We start from the raw sequence: 21,082 nt of genomic DNA on the forward strand, positions 1-21,082 counted from the left end.
GGCTCCGTAGCCTTCGGCAGCATGGAGGCAACCATCGAGATCAACGGGCTGCGGAAGCGCTACGGTGGCACCGTGGCCGTAGACGGCCTGTCATTCACCGTGCGGCCGGGTCAGGTCACCGGGTTCGTCGGGCCGAACGGCGCCGGCAAGTCCACCACCATCCGCCTGCTCCTCGGCCTCGACCACCCCGACGAGGGCACGGCGCTGGTCGGCGGCAAGAACTACCGCGAGCTGCGCACCCCGCTGTGCCAGGTCGGCGCCCTGCTCGACGCGTCCGCCCTGCACCCGGGCCGCAACGCCCGCGACCACCTGCTGTGGCAGGCGCACTCCAACGGCCTGCCCGCGCGCCGGGTGGACGAGGTGCTCGAACTGGTCGGGCTGGCGGCGGTCGCCAAGCGGCCGGCCGGCGGCTTCTCGCTCGGCATGCGCCAGCGGCTCGGCATCGCGGGCGCCCTGCTCGGCGACCCGCCCGTGCTCATCTTCGACGAGCCGGTCAACGGCCTGGACCCCGAAGGGGTCATCTGGATCCGCAACCTGCTGCGCAAGCTGGGTGAGCAGGGCCGGGCCGTGCTGGTGTCCAGCCATCTGATGGGCGAGCTGGAGGGCAGCGCCGACCACCTGGTGGTCATCGGCCGGGGACGGCTCATCGCCGACACCAGCGTGCGGGAGCTGCTCGCCAAGGCCTCCGACGGCCGGGTGACGCTGCGCACCGGCCAGGTCCGCGAGGCGATCACCGTGCTGAACGGCGCGGGCGCGACGGTCGCGGCCACCGAGCACGACGAGGTCACCGTCACCGGGATGCCGGTCGGGAAGATCGTGACCATGCTCACCGAGAACGGTGTGTCCTTCTCCGGGATCGCCGAGCGCAGGGCGACGCTGGAGGAGGCGTACCTGGAGCTCACCCACGGTTCGGTCGAGTTCCAGGCCACTCCGGCCGGCCAGGGGGTGCCGTCGTGGTGACGATGACGCCGTACCGCAGCACGGTGCAGAGCTCGCGGGACGGCTTCCCGCAGTTGCTGCGCGCGGAGTGGACCAAACTGCGGTCGGTGCCCCGCTGGGGCCTGACGATGCTGGCCGCGGCGGCGGCGACCATCCTGGTCGGCATGCTGCTCGCGGCCGGGGCGGGGGCGCAGAGCGCGGGCGGCGACGGCTCGACCGCGGGCATCTCACCGCAGTTCCGTGACGCGGGCAGCTACGTGCACCGCCCGCTGACCGGCGACGGCAGCCTCGTCGCGCGGGTGACCACGCAGGAGCGCAACGACCCGTGGGCCAAGGCGGGCCTGATGATGCGGGTCAGCGCGCAGCCGGGCGCCGCGTACGCCGCGCTGATGATCACGCCGGGCAACGGCGTGCGGTTGCAGTCCAACTTCGTCACCGACCTGCCGGGCAGCATGAGCGGTGCCCCGCGCTGGCTCAAGCTCACCCGTACGGGGGACTCGGTCACCGGGTTCGAGTCGGCGGACGGCAGGTCCTGGAGCAAGGTGGGCACCGTCCGGCTCGAAGGCATGGGCCCGACCGTCGAGACCGGTGTGTTCGTCGCGTCGCCCGACGCGCTGAAGCTGTTCCGGCAGTTCGGCGGCGAGGACATCAGCGAGACCACCAACCTCGGCAAGGCGTCTTTCGACAACGTGAAGGTGGAGCCGGCCCGGCCGCAGCAGCTGGCGCCGTGGAAGAGCAACAGCGAGAACGCGACGGTCGCGCCGGACGCCACGTCGTTCTCCCTGGTCGGCGCGGGTGACATCGGCTTCTACCAGTTCGCCACCGACCAGACCAAGACGATCCTGTCCGGCGCGATGATCGGCATCATGGCGCTGGTGGCGCTCGGCGTGCTGTTCATCACCACCGAGTACCAGCAGGGCCTGATCTGGACGACGTTCACCGCGAGCCCGCGGCGCGGCCGGGTGCTCGCCGCCCGGGCGGTCGTGCTCGGCGGGGCCACGTTCGTGGTCGGGCTGGTCGCCTCGTTCGTCGTGTTCGTGGTGGGTTCGCCGATGATCGCCAAGGGCAAGGCGGCGCCCGCGACGCTGTCCGACCCGCAGGTGCTGCGCGCGGTCATCGGCACCGCCGCGCTGATGGCGGTCGTCGCGGTGTTCAGCCTGGCGGTGGCCGCCATCGTGCGCCGCAGCACGGCCGCGATCACCACCGTCCTGCTGCTCCTGCTGGTGCCGCTTGTGGCGAGCACCGCGCTGCCGCTGACCGTGGCCAAGTGGCTGGAGGCCGTCACCCCGGCCGCCGGCTTCGCGATCCAGCAGACCCTGACGCGGTACGACACCGCGATCGGCCCGTGGCCCGGGTTCGCGGTGCTGTGCGCGTACGCGGCGGTGGCGCTGGGCGTGGCGATCTGGCGGGTCCAGCGGCAGGAAGCATGAGAAACGCTCTGCGCGCCGAGTGGACGAAGGCCCGCACGCTGCGCGGCAACACGTGGCTGGCCGTCGCGATCGCCGTGGGTACGGTGGTCGCGACGGCGGGCGCGACGGCCGCCGTCACCACCGCCCAGTGCCCGACGGTCACCACGTGCTTCGAGGACACCGCTCGGCTGAGCCTGCGCGGCGTGTGGCTGAGCCAGGCGGTGGTGGTGGTGCTCGCCGTGCTCCTCATGAGCAACGAGTACGGCAACGGCATGATCCGCACGACGCTCGCGGCGATGCCGCGGCGGGTCATGGTGCTGTTCACCAAGGCGGCCGTGGTGGTGGGGATCGTGTTCGCGACCGGCGTGGCCGGTGTCGCGGGGTCGTTGCTGGTCGGCGGGGTGATCATGCCTCGTAACGGGTTCACCCCCGAGAACGGGTACCCGCCGCTGTCGCTGGCGGACGGCCCGACGCTGCGCGCCGTCGTGGGCTCGGTGCTCTACCTGGCGCTGATCGCGCTGCTCTCGCTCGGCGTGTCGACCGTGCTCCGGGACACGGCGGTGAGCATCACCGCCGTGCTGACCCTGTTGTACGTGATCCCGGTGATCAGCACGTTCGTGACCGACCCGCAGTGGCTGGGTGTGTTGCAGCGGCTCTCGCCGATGACGGCGGGCCTGGCGATCCAGGCCACCCGGAATCTGGACCTCCTGCCCATCGGGCCGTGGCCCGGTCTCGGGGTACTCGCCGCCTACGCGGCCGTGGCGATGCTCGTGGGCGGGGTCCTGTTCGTGAGGCGGGAGGCATGAGCTGAGGGCGGTGGGGCTGGGGAGCCACCGCCCGAGGGCATGACCAGTGAATCTTCACAAATTGTCAGGAGACTATTACAGCTTGTAACTAGTTGGTGCAAATCCTATATGTCCTATTCGGACCGCCATAACAACGCAGAGTGAACATCCCAGGTCGGAGGCGGTTGTCAAGCTCCCGGTCATTCCCGCCGGGGACAGAACATGAATCAAGCTCGTAGAGTGGCCGCCACCTCGCATGAGCTGGGCAGGGGTTCCCCCTACGAGGTTTCGGGTCAACTGTCCTTTTCGTTACGTTGGTCGGTCGAGCAGCGCGTCGCCCGACAGCGGTTTCCACAGGCCGGAGGGGGTGTGGCCGTCGCGTGGGCGGCCTTGAACTGGCTTTGATGGATATGTGAAGATGGCCCAGTACTCTCCCAAGATCAACGGTACGTCCCGTGATCAACGCTGCTGGGAAGGGGACTGATGCCAGCTATTCGGGCGATTCGTGAGATTCCTATTAAAAGCTTGGTACTCAGTGAGGGCCAAGCCCGTGTACGGGGGGCGGATAAGGGGATAGAGGAATTAGCGGAAAGTATCCGACGGCATGGCATGCTAGAGCCGATCGTTGTATGTCCGCACGCGCAGGATCCACAGAAACTGGAAGTACTCATGGGGCAGCGGCGCGTACACGCGCATCGCATCCTCGGCCGGAGCCGCATTCTCGCGGCGATCATCGACGAGGCGGTCGATCTCACGACCGCCAGAGTTCTGTCGCTCACCGAGAACCTCGTACGGGTCGATCTCGACAGCAGGGACATCATCGACGGGTGCACCGCTTTGTACCGTAGGTACGGAAGCGCGCGGATGGTGGCTGAAGAGACGGGGTTGCCGTACAACGAGGTCCGGAAGCACATCAAATACGACCGGCTGACGCCGGTCCTGCAGAACATGGTCGATTCCGGAGAGGCGAGCCTCGATGTCGCGCTGAAAGTCCAGGACCTCACCGACTCGTCGGTGGAGATGGCCCAGGACGAAGTGAAGGCGCTGGCAGCGGGGCTGTCCAACATGACCGCGGTCCAGCGCCGCAGCGTGCTGAAGTCCAAACAACAGAATCCGGAGACGCCGGTCACGGTGTTGCTCAAAGAGGCGTCCACGGAGAAGAAGCCCCGACAGATCATCGTAACACTGAGCCCGGAGGAACACAGAACCCTGCAACTGTACGCGAAGCAGGAAAGAATGACCCAGGATGTAGCCGCGCAACGCTTACTCAGCGATGCCCTGAGGCATCTGGTGGGTTCCGAGCTGTCACATCGGTAAAAGAGACGCCTTTTCGGCGGCGTAGCGACCCTGGCGATATGCACGGCGACCGGATTCGACGGACGTCGGCCCCGCCCGGGTCAATTGATTGTGACAGTGCGGCCTAAAACGGACGGCCACCGCAAGGCCGGACATAAGGCTGCCCCTCTCTGGATGAAACGAAGTAATTCGTGAAACAGGGAAACCCCGGTAAGCACGTCAGGAGCATCGGTCAAATACTGTGCTGTCCGAAACGACTTTCAGTGAAGTGAAAGGGACCGGGCGTTTGTTTCGCCCGGTCCCCGGTCTTCCCTGTCTTGTCTCAGAACGCCGGCCGTCCTTGGCGGACCGGTCGTCGCCGCCTGCCGGTCAGGCGGCAGGTGGTCCGGCATCGGCCCCGGATCCGGCATGGCGCCCGGCGGCGCAGAACCGCCGGGCGGCTTTCGCCCCGTTCGCTCCGGGGCGCCCTGTGCCGGCCTCGCCGGCGGGGGCGGGCGCCTCCATGAGCAGGTGGGAGGCCCGGTGCGACGACCGGGCCGTAATTTTAAGACAACTGCGCCGACCCCTCGGCGAAACGATCGCGACCCCTGGCCACGCCGTCCCGAGTGAATTTAAAAACACTCCCGGACTCCTGCGACGGCCTCGTGTGCATCGGTCGCGCTTCCCCGTCTCCCCGTCTTCCCCGTTGTGCGGAACCGGTGCCATGGGCGCCGGGTCCGGGTGTTCACCTGCTCAGCAGTGCGTGCCCGCACTCACCGCCGGAGATCGGAAAACCCCTGTTCGCCGCGTCCGCCAGCACTGCGGGATCGTCCTCGTCCAGCGCGCGTTCCCGGCCGAAGGCCAGGATCAGGTCGTGGCAGTAGTAAAGACTACGTTCCCCGTCCAGTTCCGCGCGGAGCAGATGGGCGTCGGTCAATTCGTCGAGCCTGCGCATGGCCTCGGCTTCGGACACGTCCTCCACCTCTGCGGCCATCCACACGTCGATCACTCTGGCCCCCAGGTAACCGACTTTCCGCAGCAGCGAGCGCGCCGCGGAGCTCAGTGTCTCGTAGTCCCCCGCGAGGACCGGTCGCATCGCCCGGTCGTCGTGGCTGAGCGTGTCCAGCATCGTGGTGTGGTCGCACAGCAGGTCGGCCAGCTGCTTCATCGTCCAGTGCGGTTTGGCGGCCAGCTTGGCGGCGGCGATGTCCATCGCCAGGGGGATCCCGGCGCAGTACTCCACCACCCGTCCGGCCGCCTCGTGCTCCTGCCACGGATCCCCGTGCCTGGCGCCCCTGGTGAGCAGGCCGCGTGCGGCCTCCGCCGGGAGCGGGCCGAGCGTGGTGCGGCAGGACCGCAGCGACGTGAGCGGTGAACGGCTGGTGACGATGACCGCGCTCCCGGGATCTCCGGGCATGATCGGCCGTACCTGCTGCACTCCGGTCACGTTGTCCATGACGATGAGCACCCGGCGTCCGGTCAGCATGGACCGGAACAGGGCGCTGCGCTCGCTGATCCCCACGGGGATGTCCGCCGCCCCCATCGCGCGGAGGAACCTCGTGAGAACCGTCGCCGGATCCTCCGGCTCGTCGGTGAACAGCACCCCGCCGGAGAACTCCCCGGAGATCTGGTGCGCCGCCTCCAACGCGAGGGTCGTCTTGCCGATGCCCCCGGGCCCGCTGATGACGACGAGCGGCTCTCGCTGCTCCAGCGCCACGCGGATCTCCTTCAGCTCGGTATGTCGGCCCACGATGGCGCGCGGACGCGCCGGCAGCTGCCGGGGCATCTGCGCCGCCGGGGTGATCACCCCGAGTGACGGCGCCTGGCGCAGGATCTGCTCGTGCAGCCCCTGCAACGCCGGGCTCGGATCCGTGCCGAGCTTGTCCACCAGTTCCTCACGCAGGTCGGCGAACACCTGGAGGGCCTCGCCGCTGTACCCGGCGCGATGGCGCGCGAGCATCAGTTGCCCGTAAAACCGCTCGTTGAGCGGGTGGTCCCTGATGAGCTCGTGCAGCTCCTCGGTGACCTGGGCGTGGTTCCCGAGGGCCAGGGCCGCCTCGATGCGGTCCGCGATGGTGTCCACCCGGAGTTGTTCCAGGTGGTCGGCTTCGGCCTGAAAGTAACGGCCGGTGAGGCCGGTCAGCGCGGAGCCCCGCCAGGTCTGGTCGGCGATCTTGAGCAGCTTGGCGGTCTCGTGGTGCCGGCCGCCCTGTAACGCCGCCCTTCCCTGGCGCGCGAGGCGCTTGAACTCGGTCACGTCGACGACGGTGTCCGGCGGCAGGCGCAGCACGTACCCTCCGTCGACCGAAGTGATCGACACTTTGCACGGTTCCAGCGTCGCGCGTAGCCGGGATATGTGAATACGCACCCGGTTGAGCAGTCTCCCTTCATTTATGTCGGTCATTTCCGAGTCGAAGAGCGAGTCGATAATCCGCGTCGTCGATAACACGGTGTCGGGCTTCAGCAGTAGGAGCGCGAGCACCGCTTTCGGGCCCCGGCCTGGAATCGGGACGACCTTGTTGTCGAGCTTGACAGTGAACGGTCCGAGTAGACCGAACTCCAGCATGCCACCTCCTGAGAGATGCCGGTTTTGATAGCTGACACATCTGCCATGTCTCCCATAGTGTGCGAATGTGTCGAGGGCCCGCTTACTCTAACGCCGAGCCCGGGTGTCGCAACAGACATCACACTGAAATCAAGTTGAAATATGAACGACGTAATTTATCGTCGCGGTACGTGAGCCGTGGTGTGCGAGACGGGGTCGCCGCGACAGGCGCCGCCGTTCACTCGCCGCGTAGTCGCTGGCATCTCAACAATGGCGGTCAGGCAAAGTCAGAAATCACTGTCAGGTTAATAATCAAGATTTTGATTACCGGCCTGGGCACCCGCCGCCGATCTCGCCACCGCTCGTCCGATCTAGCCCGGGGAAGAACATCGTGTCTGAGAATTCCTATCCTGTGACGCCGGTGCAGCAGGCGATGTCGGCCGCCCTGGAGCGCACCCCGGCGGGGGCCAGGGGCGCGTTCTGGGCGCAGGGGGTCCGCGAGTTCACCGGCGGCCCGGACGAGGCGGCGTTCCGGCGCGCGTTCGAGATCGTGACCGGGCGGCACGCGGCGCTGCGGGCGGGTTTCAGCGCGGGCGGGCCGATCCAGGTGGTCGAGGACCGCGTCGAGGTGCCCCTGGAGATGCTCGACTGGCGGGACCTGGCCGGCGGGGACGACGGCGCGCGGGAGGAACGGCTGGCGGAACTGCTGCGCGCCGACCGGGAGCGCGGGTTCGACCCGGCGCGCCCGCCGCTGCTGCGCGCGTACCTGATCGACCTCGGGGAGCGCTCCCAGTTGGTCTGCGGGGTGTACCGGGGCGTGTGCGACGGCCCGAGCCTGCGCGTCGTGCTGGACGAGGTGGCGCTGACGTACGCGGCGCTGCGCCGGGGCGCGATCTCCGCGCTGTCCCCGGTGTGGCCCTATCACGACGTGGTCGCCTGGCAGGTGGGGCGCAACCGGAGCGAGTCCGAGCCGTTCTGGCGGGAGTACCTGGCGGGCCTCGACGCGCCGACCTCGCTGCCGGCCGACCGGCAGGCCGAGGACCACGGCACGCGGGACCGCCGCAGGATCGAGCTGTCGCCGCGGGTCACCGCCGCCCTGGCCGAGCTGGCCCGCCGGGCGGACGTCACGCTCGCGACCGTGGCGCACGCGGCGTGGGCGCTGCTGCTGTCCCGGCACAGCGGCGAGAGCGACGTCGTGTTCGGCCTGTCGCTCCCGTGCCGCCCCGCCGGGATGGAACCGCTGGTGGGGAGCTTCGTCACCACCGCGCCGCTGCGGGTGCGCGTCCCGTCCGACGTGCCGTTCACCACGTGGCTGCGTCAGGTGCACGAAATCCACAAGGCGGTGCGGCGCCACGGGTTCACCCCGCCGGACGACATCCAGGCCGTCTCCGAGATCGACCCGGGCACGCCGCTGTTCGGCAGCGCCGTCATCGATGTGCCCGACGACGCGTACGGCCTCGGCGTGCTCCCGTACGCCGACCCGGAGTACCGGCCGATGAACGTGACGGTGTCCGGCGGGCGGTGCCTGGCGTTCGAGGTGACGTTCTCGGCCGCCGCCTTCGACGCGGCGACGGTGGAGGGCCTGCTGGAGCGCCTGGCCGGGGTGCTCGGCGTGGTGGCGGCCGACGGCGGCGCCGCGGTGGGCTCGGTGGGCCTGGTCGGGGCCGCCGAGGTGGACGGCGTGACCGCCCTCGGTGTCTCCGGCGTCGGAGTGGAGGAGACGTCCCTGGCCGCGATGTTCGCCCGCCGGGTGGCCGCGGGCCGCGACGTGCTCGCGGTGCGCGGCGGCGGGGTGGAGCTGACGTACGGCGAACTGGACGTCCGCGCGGGCGGGGTGGCGGCGCTGCTGCGCGGGGCCGGCGCGCGTGCGGGCGTGCGCGTGGGGTTGTTCGTGGAGCGCGGCGTCGACTTCGTCACCGCGATCCTCGGGGCCGCCGGGATCGGGGCGTCCTACGTCCCGCTGGACCCGTCGTGGCCGCTGTCCCGGCTGCGTTTCGTGATCGAGGACTCCGGCGTGGACGTCGTGGTGACCGGCGCGCAGCCGCTGCCCGAGGGCGTGCTCCCCGGCGGGGCGCGCGCGGTGGACCTGCGCGACGCGGGCACCGGCGGATCCATTTCCGCGGACGCGGTGAACGCCGCGGGGGACGACGCTCTTTATGTGATGTACACGTCGGGTTCCACCGGAGTTCCCAAAGGTGTGGAAGTGACGCACGGGGGTGTCGTGCGCCTGTGCGTGGACCCGGTGCTCGGAATCGGCCCCGGCGATGTGGTGGCGCAATTGGCGCCGGTGTCATTCGACGCGTCGACCTTTGAGATCTGGGGCGCGCTGCTGAATGGCGCGTCGCTGGTGGTGGCGACCGGCGGCCGGGTCGAGGGTGTGGACGTCGGCGCGTTCCTGCGCGAGCACGAGGTGTCCGTGGCGCACGTGACGGCTGGTTTGTTCCATCAGGTGGTGGAGTCGGCGCCGGAGTCCTTCGACGGTTTGCGCTTGTTGCTGACCGGCGGTGACGCGTTGTCGGCCGGGCATTGCGAGCGGGTGCGCAGGAGACTGCCGAATCTGCGGTTCGTCGCCTGTTACGGCCCCACCGAATGCACCACGTTCAGCTCGATATTCGATTTCGGCTCGGGTTTTCCGGTCGGCGACGGCGTGGTGCCGATCGGCCGCCCCGTCGTGTCCACCTCGTTGTTCGTGGTGGACCAGTGGATGAACCTCGTTCCCGCCGGGGTGCCGGGCGAATTGCTGGTCGGCGGTATCGGTGTGGGCCGTGGATATGTGGGCCGCGCGGGTCTGACCGCCGAGCGGTTCATCGCCGACCACTTGAGCGGGCGCCCGGGGGAGCGGCTGTACCGGACGGGTGACCGGGTGCGGTGGCGGGCGGACGGGGTGCTGGAGTTCCTGGGCCGTACCGACGCGCAGGTGAAGATCCGGGGCTTCCGCATCGAGCCGGGTGAGGTGGAGGCCGTGCTGGCCGAGCACCCCGCCGTGAGCGACGCCGTCGTGGTCGCGAGGGCCGACGGGCCGTCGGGCAAGTGGCTGGTCGGCTACGTCGTCGCCGAGGAGCCCGGCGGGGTCGAGATCGCGGACCTGCGCGCGTACATGCACGGGCGGCTGCCGGAGTACATGGTCCCGTCGGTGTTCATGGTGGTGGAGGGCTTCGCGCTGACCGCCAACGACAAGATCGACCGCCGCGCCCTGCCCGATCCGGACATCCGCCTGGCCGTGGAGACCACCTACGTGGCGCCCTCCACCGACGCCGAGACCACCCTGGCGGGCATCTGGTCGCAGGTGCTCGGCGTGGACAGGGTCGGCCTGCACGACAACTTCTTCGAGCTCGGCGGCGACTCCATCCTCAGCCTCCAGATCGTGGCGAGGGCCCGCGCGGCGGGCCTCCAGCTGGACGTGGCCGACGTGTTCGCGCGGCAGAGCGTCGGCGAGCTGGCGCTGGCCGTCCGGGACGCCCCCGCGACCGTGCTGGCCGAGCAGGGCACCGTCACCGGACCCGTGCCGCTCACCCCGATCCAGCACCGTTTCGCCGCCGAGGAGCTCGCGGACCGCGACCACTGGAACTGGTCCGGCGTGTTCGAGCTGACCCCCGGCGTCGACGCCGCCACGCTGGCCCGCGCCGTGGACGCCGTGGTCGCGCACCACGACGCGCTGCGCCTCCGCTTCCGGTACGACCAGGCCGCCGGGGAGTGGACGCAGGAGAACGCCGCCGGCGAGCCCGCCGGGCTGTTCTCGGTGACGGACGCCGCCGGGCTGGACGAGCCGCGCCTCGCCGAACTGGTCACCGGGCGCATGACCGAGGCGCAGGGCTCGCTGTCGCTGGCCGACGGCCCCCTGCTGCGCGCCGTGTACTTCGAGCGCGGCGACCGGCCGGGCGTCCTCGGCCTCACCGCGCACCACCTGGTCATGGACGCGGTCTCGTGGAACGTCCTGCTGGACGACCTCGGCACCGCCTACCGGGCGATCGCCGCCGACGGGACCGCCGAAGGCGCGCTGCCGCGCAAGACGACGTCGTTCCAGCAGTGGGCCGGGCGGCTCCAGGAGTACGCCGCGTCGGCCGAGGCCCTCGCCGAGGCCGATCACTGGCTGGCGCAGGTGGAGCACGAGTTCCGCCCGCCGCTGGACGGCCCCGGCACCGCGGCCGGGGACGACGGCGCTGTGGTGCGGGCCTGGCTGGACGCCGAGACGACCTCGGCGCTGCTCACCCGGGCGCACAAGGCCTACCGCACCCAGATCAACGACGTCCTGCTCGCCGCCCTGCTCCAGACCGTCGGCCGCTGGGCGGGCACCGGCGCGGTCACCATCAACCTGGAGAGCCACGGCCGCGAGGCCGTCGCCGCCGACATCGACGTGTCCAGGACCGTCGGCTGGTTCACCTCCATCTTCCCCGTCGCGCTGTCCGCACCGGACCTCGACGACCCGGCCGGCGTGCTGAAGGCCGTCAAGGAGCAGCTGCGGCGCAGCCCGCGGCGCGGCGTCGGCTTCGGCGCGCTGCGCTACCTCGGCGACACCGCCGACCCCCGGGTGCGGCGCCTCGCCGAGTCGGCCGAGCCGTACGTCGGCTTCAACTACCTCGGCGGCCTGGACAGCTCGTCCGGCGGCATCGTGGCCCGCCGCCTGCCGTCCGCCTGGGCCGGTCCCGACGGCCAGACCCGGGCGCACGGCCTCCAGATCGAGGTGTTCCAGGACGACGACGGCCGCCTCGCCTTCGAGTGGCACTACGGCTCGGGCACGCACCGCGCCGAGACCGTCCAGCGCGTGGCCGCCGAGTACGCCCGCGCCCTGCGCGAGCTGGTCGAGCACTGCCTGTCCCCGCAGGCCGGCGGCCACACCCCGTCGGACTTCCCGCTGGCCGCCCTGGAGCAGGGCGCCCTGGACACGCTGGCCGCCGCGGCCCGCGCGGCCGGGTCCGAGCTGGCCGACGTGTACCCGCTGACCCCCGTCCAGCAGGGCATCCTGTTCCACGCGTTGCAGGCCCCGGAGGGGTCGGGCGTCTACCTGGCCCAGGGTCTGTACGAGCTGACCGGCCGGCGGGTGGACGCCGTGCTGTTCCAGCGGGCCTGGGACGTCGTCGTCGACCGCCACCCCGCGCTGCGCACCGCGTTCGTCTGGGAGGGTGTCGCCGAGCCGGTGCAGGTCGTGCACGAGCACGTCATCGTGCCGTTCGAGGCGCTCGACTGGTCCGCGCTCCCCGAGGACGCCCAGCGGGAGCGGTTCGACGAGCTGCTCGCCGCCGACCGGGCCCGCGGCTTCGACGTGGCCGTGCCCCCGCTGATGCGCGTGCACCTGATCGACCGGGGCGAGGGCCGCTCCTGGCTCGTCTGGACCATGCACCACATCTCCACCGACGGCTGGAGCCTGCCCATCCTGCTGGCCGAGGTGGCCCGCGTGTACGAGGGCCTCTCCGAGGGCGAGCACGTCACCCTGCCCCAGGTGCGGCCGTACCGCGACTTCATCGCCTGGCTCGCCGAGCGGGACCTCGGCGAGGCCGAGCGGTTCTGGCGCGGCTACCTGGCCGGGTTCGAGGCCCCGACGCCGCTGCCGGTGGACCGGCAGGTCACCGAGCACTGGGCGCAGGACCGCCGACGCATGGAGCTGTCCCCGCAGGTCACCGCCGGGCTGACCGACCTCGCCCGCCGGGCCAGGGTGACGGTCGGCACGGTCGTGCAGGCGGCGTGGTCGCTGCTGCTGTCCCGCTTCGGCGGCGAGCCCGACGTGGTGTTCGGCGTGACCGTGTCCGGCCGCCCCGCCGACCTGGCCGGGATGGAGTCGATCGTCGGCCTGTTCATCAACACCCTGCCGATGCGGGTCGAGGTCCCCGCCGGCGTGCCGTTCGTCGACTGGCTGCGGACCCTCCAGGACAACCAGGTCGCCGCCCAGCGCTACGAGTACACCCCGCTGGTCGACATCCAGCGCTCCTCGGCCGTGCAGGGCGGGGTGTCGCTGTTCGACAGCATCGTCGTGGTGCAGATGACCGACGGCCTGTCCGTGGCGGGCGGCGGCGGCGCGCCCGGCATGGAGCTGCTGGACTACGTGGAGCTCGGCAACTACCCGCTGAACGTCGCGGTGTTCGGCGGCGGCGAACGGCTGGGCTTCGAGATGACGTTCTCCACCGGCGCCTTCGACGCGGCCACGGTCGAGGGACTGCTGGAGCGCCTCGGCGGCGTGCTGAGCACGGTCGCGGCCGACGCCGAGGCCCCGGTCGGCGGGATCGGCCTGGTCGGCGCCGCCGAGCTTTCCGGCGTGAAGGCCCTCGGCGTCTCCGGGGTCGGCGTGGACGAGGTGTCCCTGGCCGGGATGTTCGCCCGCCGGGTCGCCGCCGGACGCGACGTGCTCGCGGTGCGCGGCGGCGGCACCGACCTCACGTACGGTGAGCTGGACGCACTGGCCGGCGGCGTCGCGCGGTCGCTGCGCGCGGCCGGCGCCGGAGCGCGGGTCGGCGTGTTCGTCGAGCGCGGCGCCGAATTCGTCGCCGCGATCCTCGGGGCGGCGGGGATCGGGGCGAGCTATGTCCCGCTGGACCCGTCGTGGCCGCTGACCCGGCTGCGTTTCGTGATCGAGGACTCCGGCATCGAGGTGGTGCTGACCGCCGGGCAGCCGCTCCCCGGCGAGCTGGCCGGGCTGGCCGGGCTGCGGACGATCGACGTGCGCGACGTGGAGCCCGTGCCCGAGGGCCTCGGCGCCGGGGCGGCGGACCCCGGCGACGCGCTGTACGTGATGTACACCTCCGGCTCGACGGGCGTGCCGAAGGGCGTCGAGGTGACGCACGGCGGCGTGGTGCGGCTGTGCGTGGACCCCGTGCTGGCGATCGGCCCCGGCGACGTGGTGGCGCAGCTGGCGCCGGTGACGTTCGACGCGTCGACGTTCGAGATCTGGGGCGCGCTGCTCAACGGCGCGTCGCTGGTGATGGCCACCGGCGGCCGGGTCGAGGGTGTGGACGTCGGCGCCTTCCTGCGTGAGCACGAGGTGTCGGTGGCCCACGTGACGGCCGGGCTCTTCCACCAGGTCGTGGAGTCGGCGCCGGAGTCGTTCGACGGCCTGCGGCTGCTGCTGACCGGCGGTGACGCCCTGTCGGTGGCGCACTGCGAGCGCGTGCGGGGACGGCTGCCCGACCTGCGGTTCGTCGCCTGCTACGGCCCCACCGAATGCACCACGTTCAGCTCGATCTTCGACTTCGGGTCGGGGCACGGCACCGGCGACGGCGTGGTGCCGATCGGCCGCCCCGTCGTGTCCACCTCGTTGTTCGTGGTGGACCAGTGGATGAACCTGGTCCCCGCCGGGGTGCCGGGTGAGCTGCTGGTCGGCGGGGTCGGTGTGGGCCGCGGGTACGTGGGCCGCGCGGACCTGACGGCCGAGCGGTTCGTCGCCGACCATCTGAGCGGGCGGCCGGGGGAGCGGCTGTACCGCACCGGGGACCGCGTGCGGTGGCGGGCGGACGGGGTGCTGGAGTTCCTGGGCCGTACCGACGCGCAGGTGAAGATCCGGGGCTTCCGCATCGAGCCGGGTGAGGTGGAGGCCGTGCTGGCCGAGCACCCCGGCGTGCGCGACGCCGTCGTGGTCGCCCGCGCCGACGGGCCCTCGGGCAAGCGGCTCGTCGGGTACGTCACCGCCGAGGAGGCCGGCGGGGTCGAGATCGCGGACCTGCGGGCGTACATGCAGGCGCGGCTGCCGGAGTACATGGTGCCGTCGGTGTTCATGGTGGTGGACGCGTTCGCGCTGACCGCCAACGACAAGATCGACCGTCGCGCCCTGCCCGAGCCGGACGTCGCCGCGTCCAGCGGCGCCGAGTACGTGCCGCCGCGCACCGAGGCCGAGGTGATCCTCGCCGGGATCTGGTCGGGGGTGCTCGGCGTCGAGCGGGTCGGCGTCATGGACAACTTCTTCGAGCTCGGCGGCGACTCCATCCTGAGCCTCCAGATCGTGGCGAGGGCCCGCGCGGCGGGCCTCCAGCTGGACGTGGCCGACGTGTTCGCCAAGCAGAGCGTCCGCGAGCTGGCCACGGCCGTCCGGGACACCCCCGTGGTGGTGCTGGCCGAGCAGGGCACCGTCACCGGGCCCGTGCCGCTGACCCCGGTGCAGCGCTGGTTCACCAGGCAGCCGATCGCCGACCGGGACCGCTGGAACTGGTCCGGCGTGTTCGAGCTGGCCGCCCCGGTGGACGCCGGGACGCTGGCCGCCGCCGTGGACGCGCTGGTCGCGCACCACGACGCGCTGCGCATGCGCCTCGCCTACGACTCCGCGCGCGGCGCGTGGGCGCAGGAGAACGCCGCCGACGAGCCCGCCGAGCTGTTCTCCGTGGTCGACGCCGTCGGCATGGACGAGCGGCGGCTCGCCGAGCTGGTCACCGAGCGCATGAGCCTGCTCCAGCGGTCGCTGTCGCTGACCGACGGCCCGCTGCTGCGCATGGCCTACTTCGAGCGCGGCGACCGGCCCGGGTGGCTCGGCGTCACCGTGCACCACCTGGTGATGGACGGCGTGTCCTGGAGCATCCTGCTGGAGGACCTCCACCGGCTGTACGAGTCCGGCGGCGACCCCGCGGCCCTGCCCGCCAAGACCACGTCGTTCCGGCAGTGGGCCGAGCAGCTGCGCGAGTTCGCCGTCTCACCGGAGGCCCGCGCCGAGACCGGCTACTGGCTGGAGCAGCTGGAGTCCCCGTTCAGCGTGCCGATGGACGGCCCCGGCTCCTCCGGCAAGGGCGACGAGATGGTCGTGCGCACCTGGCTGGACGCCGAGACGACCTCCGCGCTGCTCACCCGCGTGCACCGCGCGTACCGCACCCAGATCAACGACGTCCTGCTCGCCGGCCTGCTCCAGGCCCTCGGCCGGTGGGCCGCGACCGGGTCGGTGACGATCGACCTGGAGAGCCACGGCCGCGAGGCCGTCACCGAGGGCGTGGACCTCTCCCGCACCGTCGGCTGGTTCACCTCCGTGTTCCCCGTCGCGCTGTCGGCCCCCGACCTGGACGACCCGGCCGGGGTGCTGAAGGCCGTCAAGGAGCAGCTGCGGCGCAGCCCGCGACGCGGCGTCGGCTTCGGCGCGCTGCGCTACCTCGGGGACGCGCGGCGGCTCGGCGAGCTGCCCGAGCCGTACATCGGGTTCAACTACATCGGCGCGGCGGACGCCGCCGCGCCCGGCGGGCTGGTCGGGCGGCGGCTCCCCGCGTCGCTCTGCGGGTCCGACGGGCAGACCCGCGCGCACGGCCTCCAGATCGAGGTGTACCAGGACGGCGACGGGCGGATGGCCGTCGAGTGGCAGTTCAGCGCGGGCCTGCACCGCCCCGGGACCATCGAGCGGGTCGCGCAGGGGTACATCGACGCGCTGCGCGAGCTGGTCGGCCACTGCCTGTCCCCCCGGGCCGGTGGCCACACCCCGTCGGACTTCCCGCTGGCCGCCCTGGAACAGGGCACGCTGGACACCCTGGCCGCCGCGGCCCGCGAGGCCGGGGCCGAGCTGGCCGACGTGTACCCGCTGAGCCCCGTCCAGCAGGGCATCCTGTTCCACGCCCTGCAGGCACCCTCCGGGTCCGGCGTCTACCTCGCCCAGGGCCTTTACGAGTACACCGGCGCGCTGGACGCGGACGCGTTCCGCCAGGCGTGGGACGCCGTCGTGGCCCGCCACCCCGCGCTGCGCACCGGGCTGCTGTGGGAGGGCGTCGCCGAGCCGGTGCAGGTGGTGCACGACCGGGCCGCGGTGCCGTTCGAGGCGCTCGACTGGTCGCACGAGGGCGACGAGGCGGCCCAGCGGGTCCGGCTGCGTGAGCTGCTGGAGGCCGACCGGGACCGCGGCTTCGACCTGGCGCGCCCGCCGCTGATGCGGGTCACGCTGGTCGGCCGGGGCGGCGACCGGCACTGGCTGGTGCTGACGTTCCACCACATCTGCACCGACGGCTGGAGCCTGCCCATCCTGGTGGACGAGGCCACGCACATCTACGAGGCGGCCCGGCGCGGCGCGCGGGCCGAGCTGCCCGCGGTGCGGCCGTACCGGGACTTCATCGCGTGGCTGGACGGGCGCTCCGGGTCGGACGAGGAGTTCTGGCGGGAGTACCTGGCCGGGTTCGAGGCCCCGACGCCGCTGCCGGTGGACCGGCAGGTCACCGACCACTGGGCGCAGGACCGCCGCAGGATCGAGCTGCCCGCCGAGGCGACGGCCGGGCTGGTCGAGCTCGCCCGCCGGGCCAGGGTCACCCTGGGCACGGTCGTGCAGGCCGCGTGGGCGCTGCTGCTGTCCAGGTCCAGCGGCGAGCGGGACGTGATGTTCGGCCTCACGGTGTCCGGGCGCCCCGCCGAGCTGGCCGGGATGGAGTCGATCGTCGGCCTGTTCATCAACACCCTGCCGATGCGGGTGGACGTCCCGGCGGACGTGCCGTTCGCCGAGTGGCTGCCCCGGCTCCAGGACAACCAGGTCGCGGTGCAGCGCTACGAGTACACGCCGCTGGTGGACATCCAGCGGTACTCCTCGGTGCCGCGCGGCAGCGCGCTGTTCGACAGCATCATGGTGTTCGGCAACTACCCGCAGAACGCGCTCGCCGAGCACGGCGTCTTCACCTACGCGGACTCGTTCGAGCAGGGCAACTCCCCGCTGATGCTCGCGGTCAACCTGCGCGACAGCCTTGAGGTCGAGGTGGAGTACTCCACCGCGGCGTTCGACGAGCTGTCGGTGGACCGGCTGCTCGACCGCTTCGCCCGGGTGCTCGTCGCGGTCGCGGCCGACGCCGGGCTCCTGGTGCGCGACGTGCCGGTGACGCTCCCCGGCGAACGCGAACTGCTCGCCGGGCCCTGGGCGCGGTCGGCCCCGGTGCCGGACGACGCGCTGGTGCCCGCGCACGAACTGGTCGCGGACTGGGCGCGCAGCTCTCCCGGGGAGACCGCGGTGGTGTGCGGCGACGACCGGCTGACGTTCGCCGAGCTGGACGCGCGGGCCGAGTCGCTCGCGGGGTGGTTGCGGTCGTCGGGGGTGGGTCCCGAGGTGGCGGTGGGTGTGGTGCTGGGTCGTGGGGTGGACCTGGTGGTGGCGTTCATGGCGGTGTTGAAGTGCGGTGGTGTGTACGTGCCGTTGAACGTGGGGCAGCCGGTGGAGCGGCTCGGTTTCATGCTGGAGGACTGCGGGGCGTCGGTGCTGGTGAGCAGCACGGACCTCGCCGGGGACCTGCCGCCGTTCGCCGGGCCGGTGCTGATGGCCGACCGGTTCGAGCCCGCCGCGTCCGGCGGCGTGCTGGAAGGTCGCGTCGTCGGCAAGGACGTCCCGCTGGACGGGCTGGCGTACATGGCGTTCACCTCCGGCTCGACCGGCCGTCCCAAGGGCGTCGGCGTGACGCACCGGGGCCTGGCCGGGTACGTGGCCGGATGGGGGGACGTCTTCGGGCGCCTCGGCGGCCCGGGGGCGATGTTGTCGATGGCGGGCGCCGGGTTCGACGTCTCGGTGGGGGACATCGTGCGGGCCCTGTGCTTCGGGCGTGCGGTGGTCTTCACGCCGCAGAGCGACTTCGTGTCGGTGGCCGAGCTGCACCAGGTGCTCGACGAGCACGAGATCGAGATCGCCGAGATCGTGCCCGGCACGCTGCTGCGCGAGCTGGCCGGGTACTGCCGTGAGGCGGGTGGCCTGGAGAAGCTGCGGCTGGTGATCTCCGGCACCGACATCTGGCGGCACGAGGCCCTGGTGGCGGCCGTGGCCGACGTCGCGCCGGCCGCGATCCCCGCGAACGTCTACGGCGTCACCGAGGCCGCGATCGACTCGCTGCTCATGCCGCTGACCCCCGGCGGCCTGCCCGCCGCCGAGCCCGCGCCGGGCGGCTTCCCGGCGGTGCCGGTCGACGGCGCCGGGCTGATGGTGCCGGTCGGCCGTCCGCTGGCCGGGGTCCGGGTCTACGTGGTCGACCAGTGGCTGAACCTCGTCCCGGTCGGGGTCGCCGGTGAGCTGCTGGTCGGCGGCGTCGGCGTCGCCCGGGGCTACGTGGGACGGGCCGGTCTGACGTCCGAGCGGTTCATCGCCGACCATCTGAGCGGGCTTCCCGGGGAGCGGCTGTACCGCACCGGGGACCGGGTCCGCTGGAGGGCGGACGGCGCTCTGGAGTTCCTGGGCCGTACCGACGAGCAGGTCAAGATCCGCGGGTTCCGCATCGAGCCGGGCGAGATCGAGAACGTGCTGGCCGAGCACGCCGCCGTGCAGGACGCGGTGGTGGTGGCCAGGGACGACGGCCCGAACGGCAAGCGCCTCATCGGGTACGTCGTCGCCGAACCCGGCGCCGTGGTCGAGGTGGCCGACCTGCGGGTGTTCCTGCGGGCCCGCCTCCCCGAGTACATGGTCCCGGCCGTGCTGATGGTGGTGGAGGCCTTCGCCCTGACCGCCAACGGGAAGGTCGACCGGCGGGCACTGCCCGAGCCGGAGCTCGGCACGACGATCGGCGCGACCTACGTGCCGCCGAGCACCGAGGCGGAGATGGTGCTCGCCGAGATCTGGTCCCAGGTGCTCGGCGTCGAGCGCGTCGGCCTCCAGGACAACTTCTTCGAGCTCGGCGGCGACTCCATCCTGAGCCTCCAGATCGTGGCCCGCGCCCGCGCGGCCGGGCTCCAGCTGGACGTGGCCGACGTGTTCGCGCGGCAGAGCGTCGGCGAGCTGGCGATGGCCGTCCGCGACGCCTCCGCCGCCGTGCTCGCCGAACAGGGCCTCGTCACCGGGCCGGTGCCGCTCACCCCGATCCAGCACTGGTTCACCCGGCAGGACATCGCCGACCGCGACCACTGGAACTGGTCCGGCGTGCTCGAACTGTCCGCGGGGGCGGACCTGAAGGTGCTCGGCCAGGCCGTCGACACCCTGATCGCCCACCACGACGCGCTGCGCACGAGGTTCGCCCACGACGCCGGCCGTGGCGGGTGGGTGCAGGAGAACGCCGCCGAGGAGACCGCCGAGGTGTTCTCGGTGATCGACGCGGTGGGCCTCTCCCGGCCGCGCCTCGCGGAACTGGTCACCGAGCGGATGACGGTGCTCCAGCGGTCGTTGTCCCTGGCCGACGGCCCGCTGCTGCGGGTGGCGTACTTCGAGCGCGGCGACGAGCCCGGGTGGCTCGGCGTCACCGTCCACCACCTGGTGATGGACGGCGTGTCCTGGACCATCCTGCTGGACGACCTCGGCCAGGCGTACCAGGCGATCCTCGCCAAGGGCACCGCCAAGGGCGCGCTCCCCGCCAAGACGACCTCGGTCAAGCAGTGGGCCGAGCAGCTGCGGTCCTTCGCCGGGACGGCCGAGGTGCGGGCCGAGCTCGGCTACTGGCTGGAGCAGCTGGACTCCGGCTTCCGGGTCCCGGTGGACGGCACGGGGGACAACAGCGAGGCGTCCCGCCGCACCGTGCGGGTCACCCTGGACGCCGAGGCGACCTCGGCGCTGCTGACCCGGGCGCACAAGGCGTACCGCACGCGGAGCAACGACCTGCTGCTCGCGGCGCTGCTGCGGGCGCTCGGCCGGTGGGCCGGGACCGGCGCGGTGACCGTCGACCTGGAGAGCCACGGCCGCGAGCCCGTCAACGACCAGGTCGACCTGTCCCGCACCGTCGGCTGGTTCACCTCGATCTACCCGGTCACCCTGTCCAGCACCGACCTGGACGACCCGGCCGGCGTGGTCAAGTCCGTGAAGGAGCAGCTGCGCCGCACCCCGCGCCGCGGCGTCGGCTACGGCGCCCTGCGCCACCTCACCGACGACTCCGCCGACCCGAGGCTCGACCGGCTGCGCGGCCTGCCCGAGCCGGGGATCCTCTTCAACTACATGGGCGGCGCCGACGCGGGCGGCACCGGGACCGGGCTGGTGGCCCGTGCCCTGCCGGTGGAGCTGTGCGGGCCCACCGAGGGCGCGGACGCGACCCGCTCGCACGTGTTGCAGATCGAGGCCGCCCAGGGGGCCGACGGGCAGATGGTGTTCGACTGGTACTACAGCGCCGGTCTGCACCGCGCCGAGACCGTCGAGCGGATCGCGAACGACTACGTGCGGGAGCTCAAGGAGCTGGTCGAGCACTGCCTGGACCCGCAGGCCGGCGGCTTCACGCCGTCGGACTTCCCGCTGGCGAACCTCAACGACGCCACCCTCGCCGCGATCATGAAGCAGATGGGCGGCGGCAAGGGCTGAGCACCGTTTAAAA

At 71.9% G+C, this 21,082-nt stretch carries 6 protein-coding genes; 5 read left to right on the plus strand and 1 reads right to left on the minus strand.

Annotated elements, in window-relative coordinates:
• Positions 1-21 precede the first annotated feature (21 nt).
• The 4 genes from ACFP1K_RS16365 (at position 22) to ACFP1K_RS16380 (ending at position 4,450) form a co-directional block, all read left to right on the plus strand.
• Positions 22-960 carry an ABC transporter ATP-binding protein gene (locus ACFP1K_RS16365; RefSeq protein WP_380753469.1) on the plus strand — a complete coding sequence of 313 codons (939 nt, stop codon included), beginning with the start codon at positions 22-24 and terminating at the stop codon, positions 958-960.
• Positions 954-2,369 (plus strand): hypothetical protein, encoded by a 1,416-nt coding sequence (locus ACFP1K_RS16370; RefSeq protein WP_380753472.1) that lies wholly within the window; start codon positions 954-956, stop codon positions 2,367-2,369. The genes ACFP1K_RS16365 and ACFP1K_RS16370 overlap by 7 nt, the downstream gene beginning before the upstream one ends.
• Positions 2,366-3,154: an ABC transporter permease gene (locus ACFP1K_RS16375; protein ID WP_380753475.1), complete on the plus strand. Its 789-nt coding sequence runs from the start codon at positions 2,366-2,368 to the stop codon at positions 3,152-3,154. The genes ACFP1K_RS16370 and ACFP1K_RS16375 overlap by 4 nt, the downstream gene beginning before the upstream one ends.
• A gap of 462 nt (positions 3,155-3,616) precedes the next feature.
• On the plus strand, positions 3,617-4,450 hold the full coding sequence (locus ACFP1K_RS16380; RefSeq protein WP_380753478.1) for a ParB/RepB/Spo0J family partition protein: 834 nt from the start codon (positions 3,617-3,619) through the stop codon (positions 4,448-4,450).
• A gap of 703 nt (positions 4,451-5,153) precedes the next feature.
• Here the strand turns inward: ACFP1K_RS16380 and ACFP1K_RS16385 are convergent.
• Positions 5,154-6,728, minus strand: a complete 1,575-nt coding sequence (locus ACFP1K_RS16385; RefSeq protein ID WP_380753481.1) for an AfsR/SARP family transcriptional regulator — start codon at positions 6,726-6,728, stop codon at positions 5,154-5,156.
• 616 nt (positions 6,729-7,344) lie between these two features.
• Here ACFP1K_RS16385 and ACFP1K_RS16390 point away from each other — a divergent pair.
• Positions 7,345-21,069, plus strand: a complete 13,725-nt coding sequence (locus ACFP1K_RS16390; protein ID WP_380753483.1) for an amino acid adenylation domain-containing protein — start codon at positions 7,345-7,347, stop codon at positions 21,067-21,069.
• Positions 21,070-21,082 lie beyond the last annotated feature (13 nt).

It is taken from the genome of Sphaerisporangium aureirubrum (assembly GCF_042658925.1).
GTDB classification, from domain to species: Bacteria; Actinomycetota; Actinomycetes; order Streptosporangiales; family Streptosporangiaceae; genus Sphaerisporangium; species Sphaerisporangium aureirubrum.

Bases quoted from the DNA above. Each gene is read 5' to 3' on its own strand.
- ACFP1K_RS16375 (WP_380753475.1), top strand. From the start codon at position 2,366: ATGAGAAACGCTCTGCGCGCCGAGTGGACGAAGGCCCGCACGCTGCGC.
- ACFP1K_RS16365 (WP_380753469.1), top strand. From the start codon at position 22: ATGGAGGCAACCATCGAGATCAACGGGCTGCGGAAGCGCTACGGTGGC.
- ACFP1K_RS16380 (WP_380753478.1), top strand. From the start codon at position 3,617: ATGCCAGCTATTCGGGCGATTCGTGAGATTCCTATTAAAAGCTTGGTA.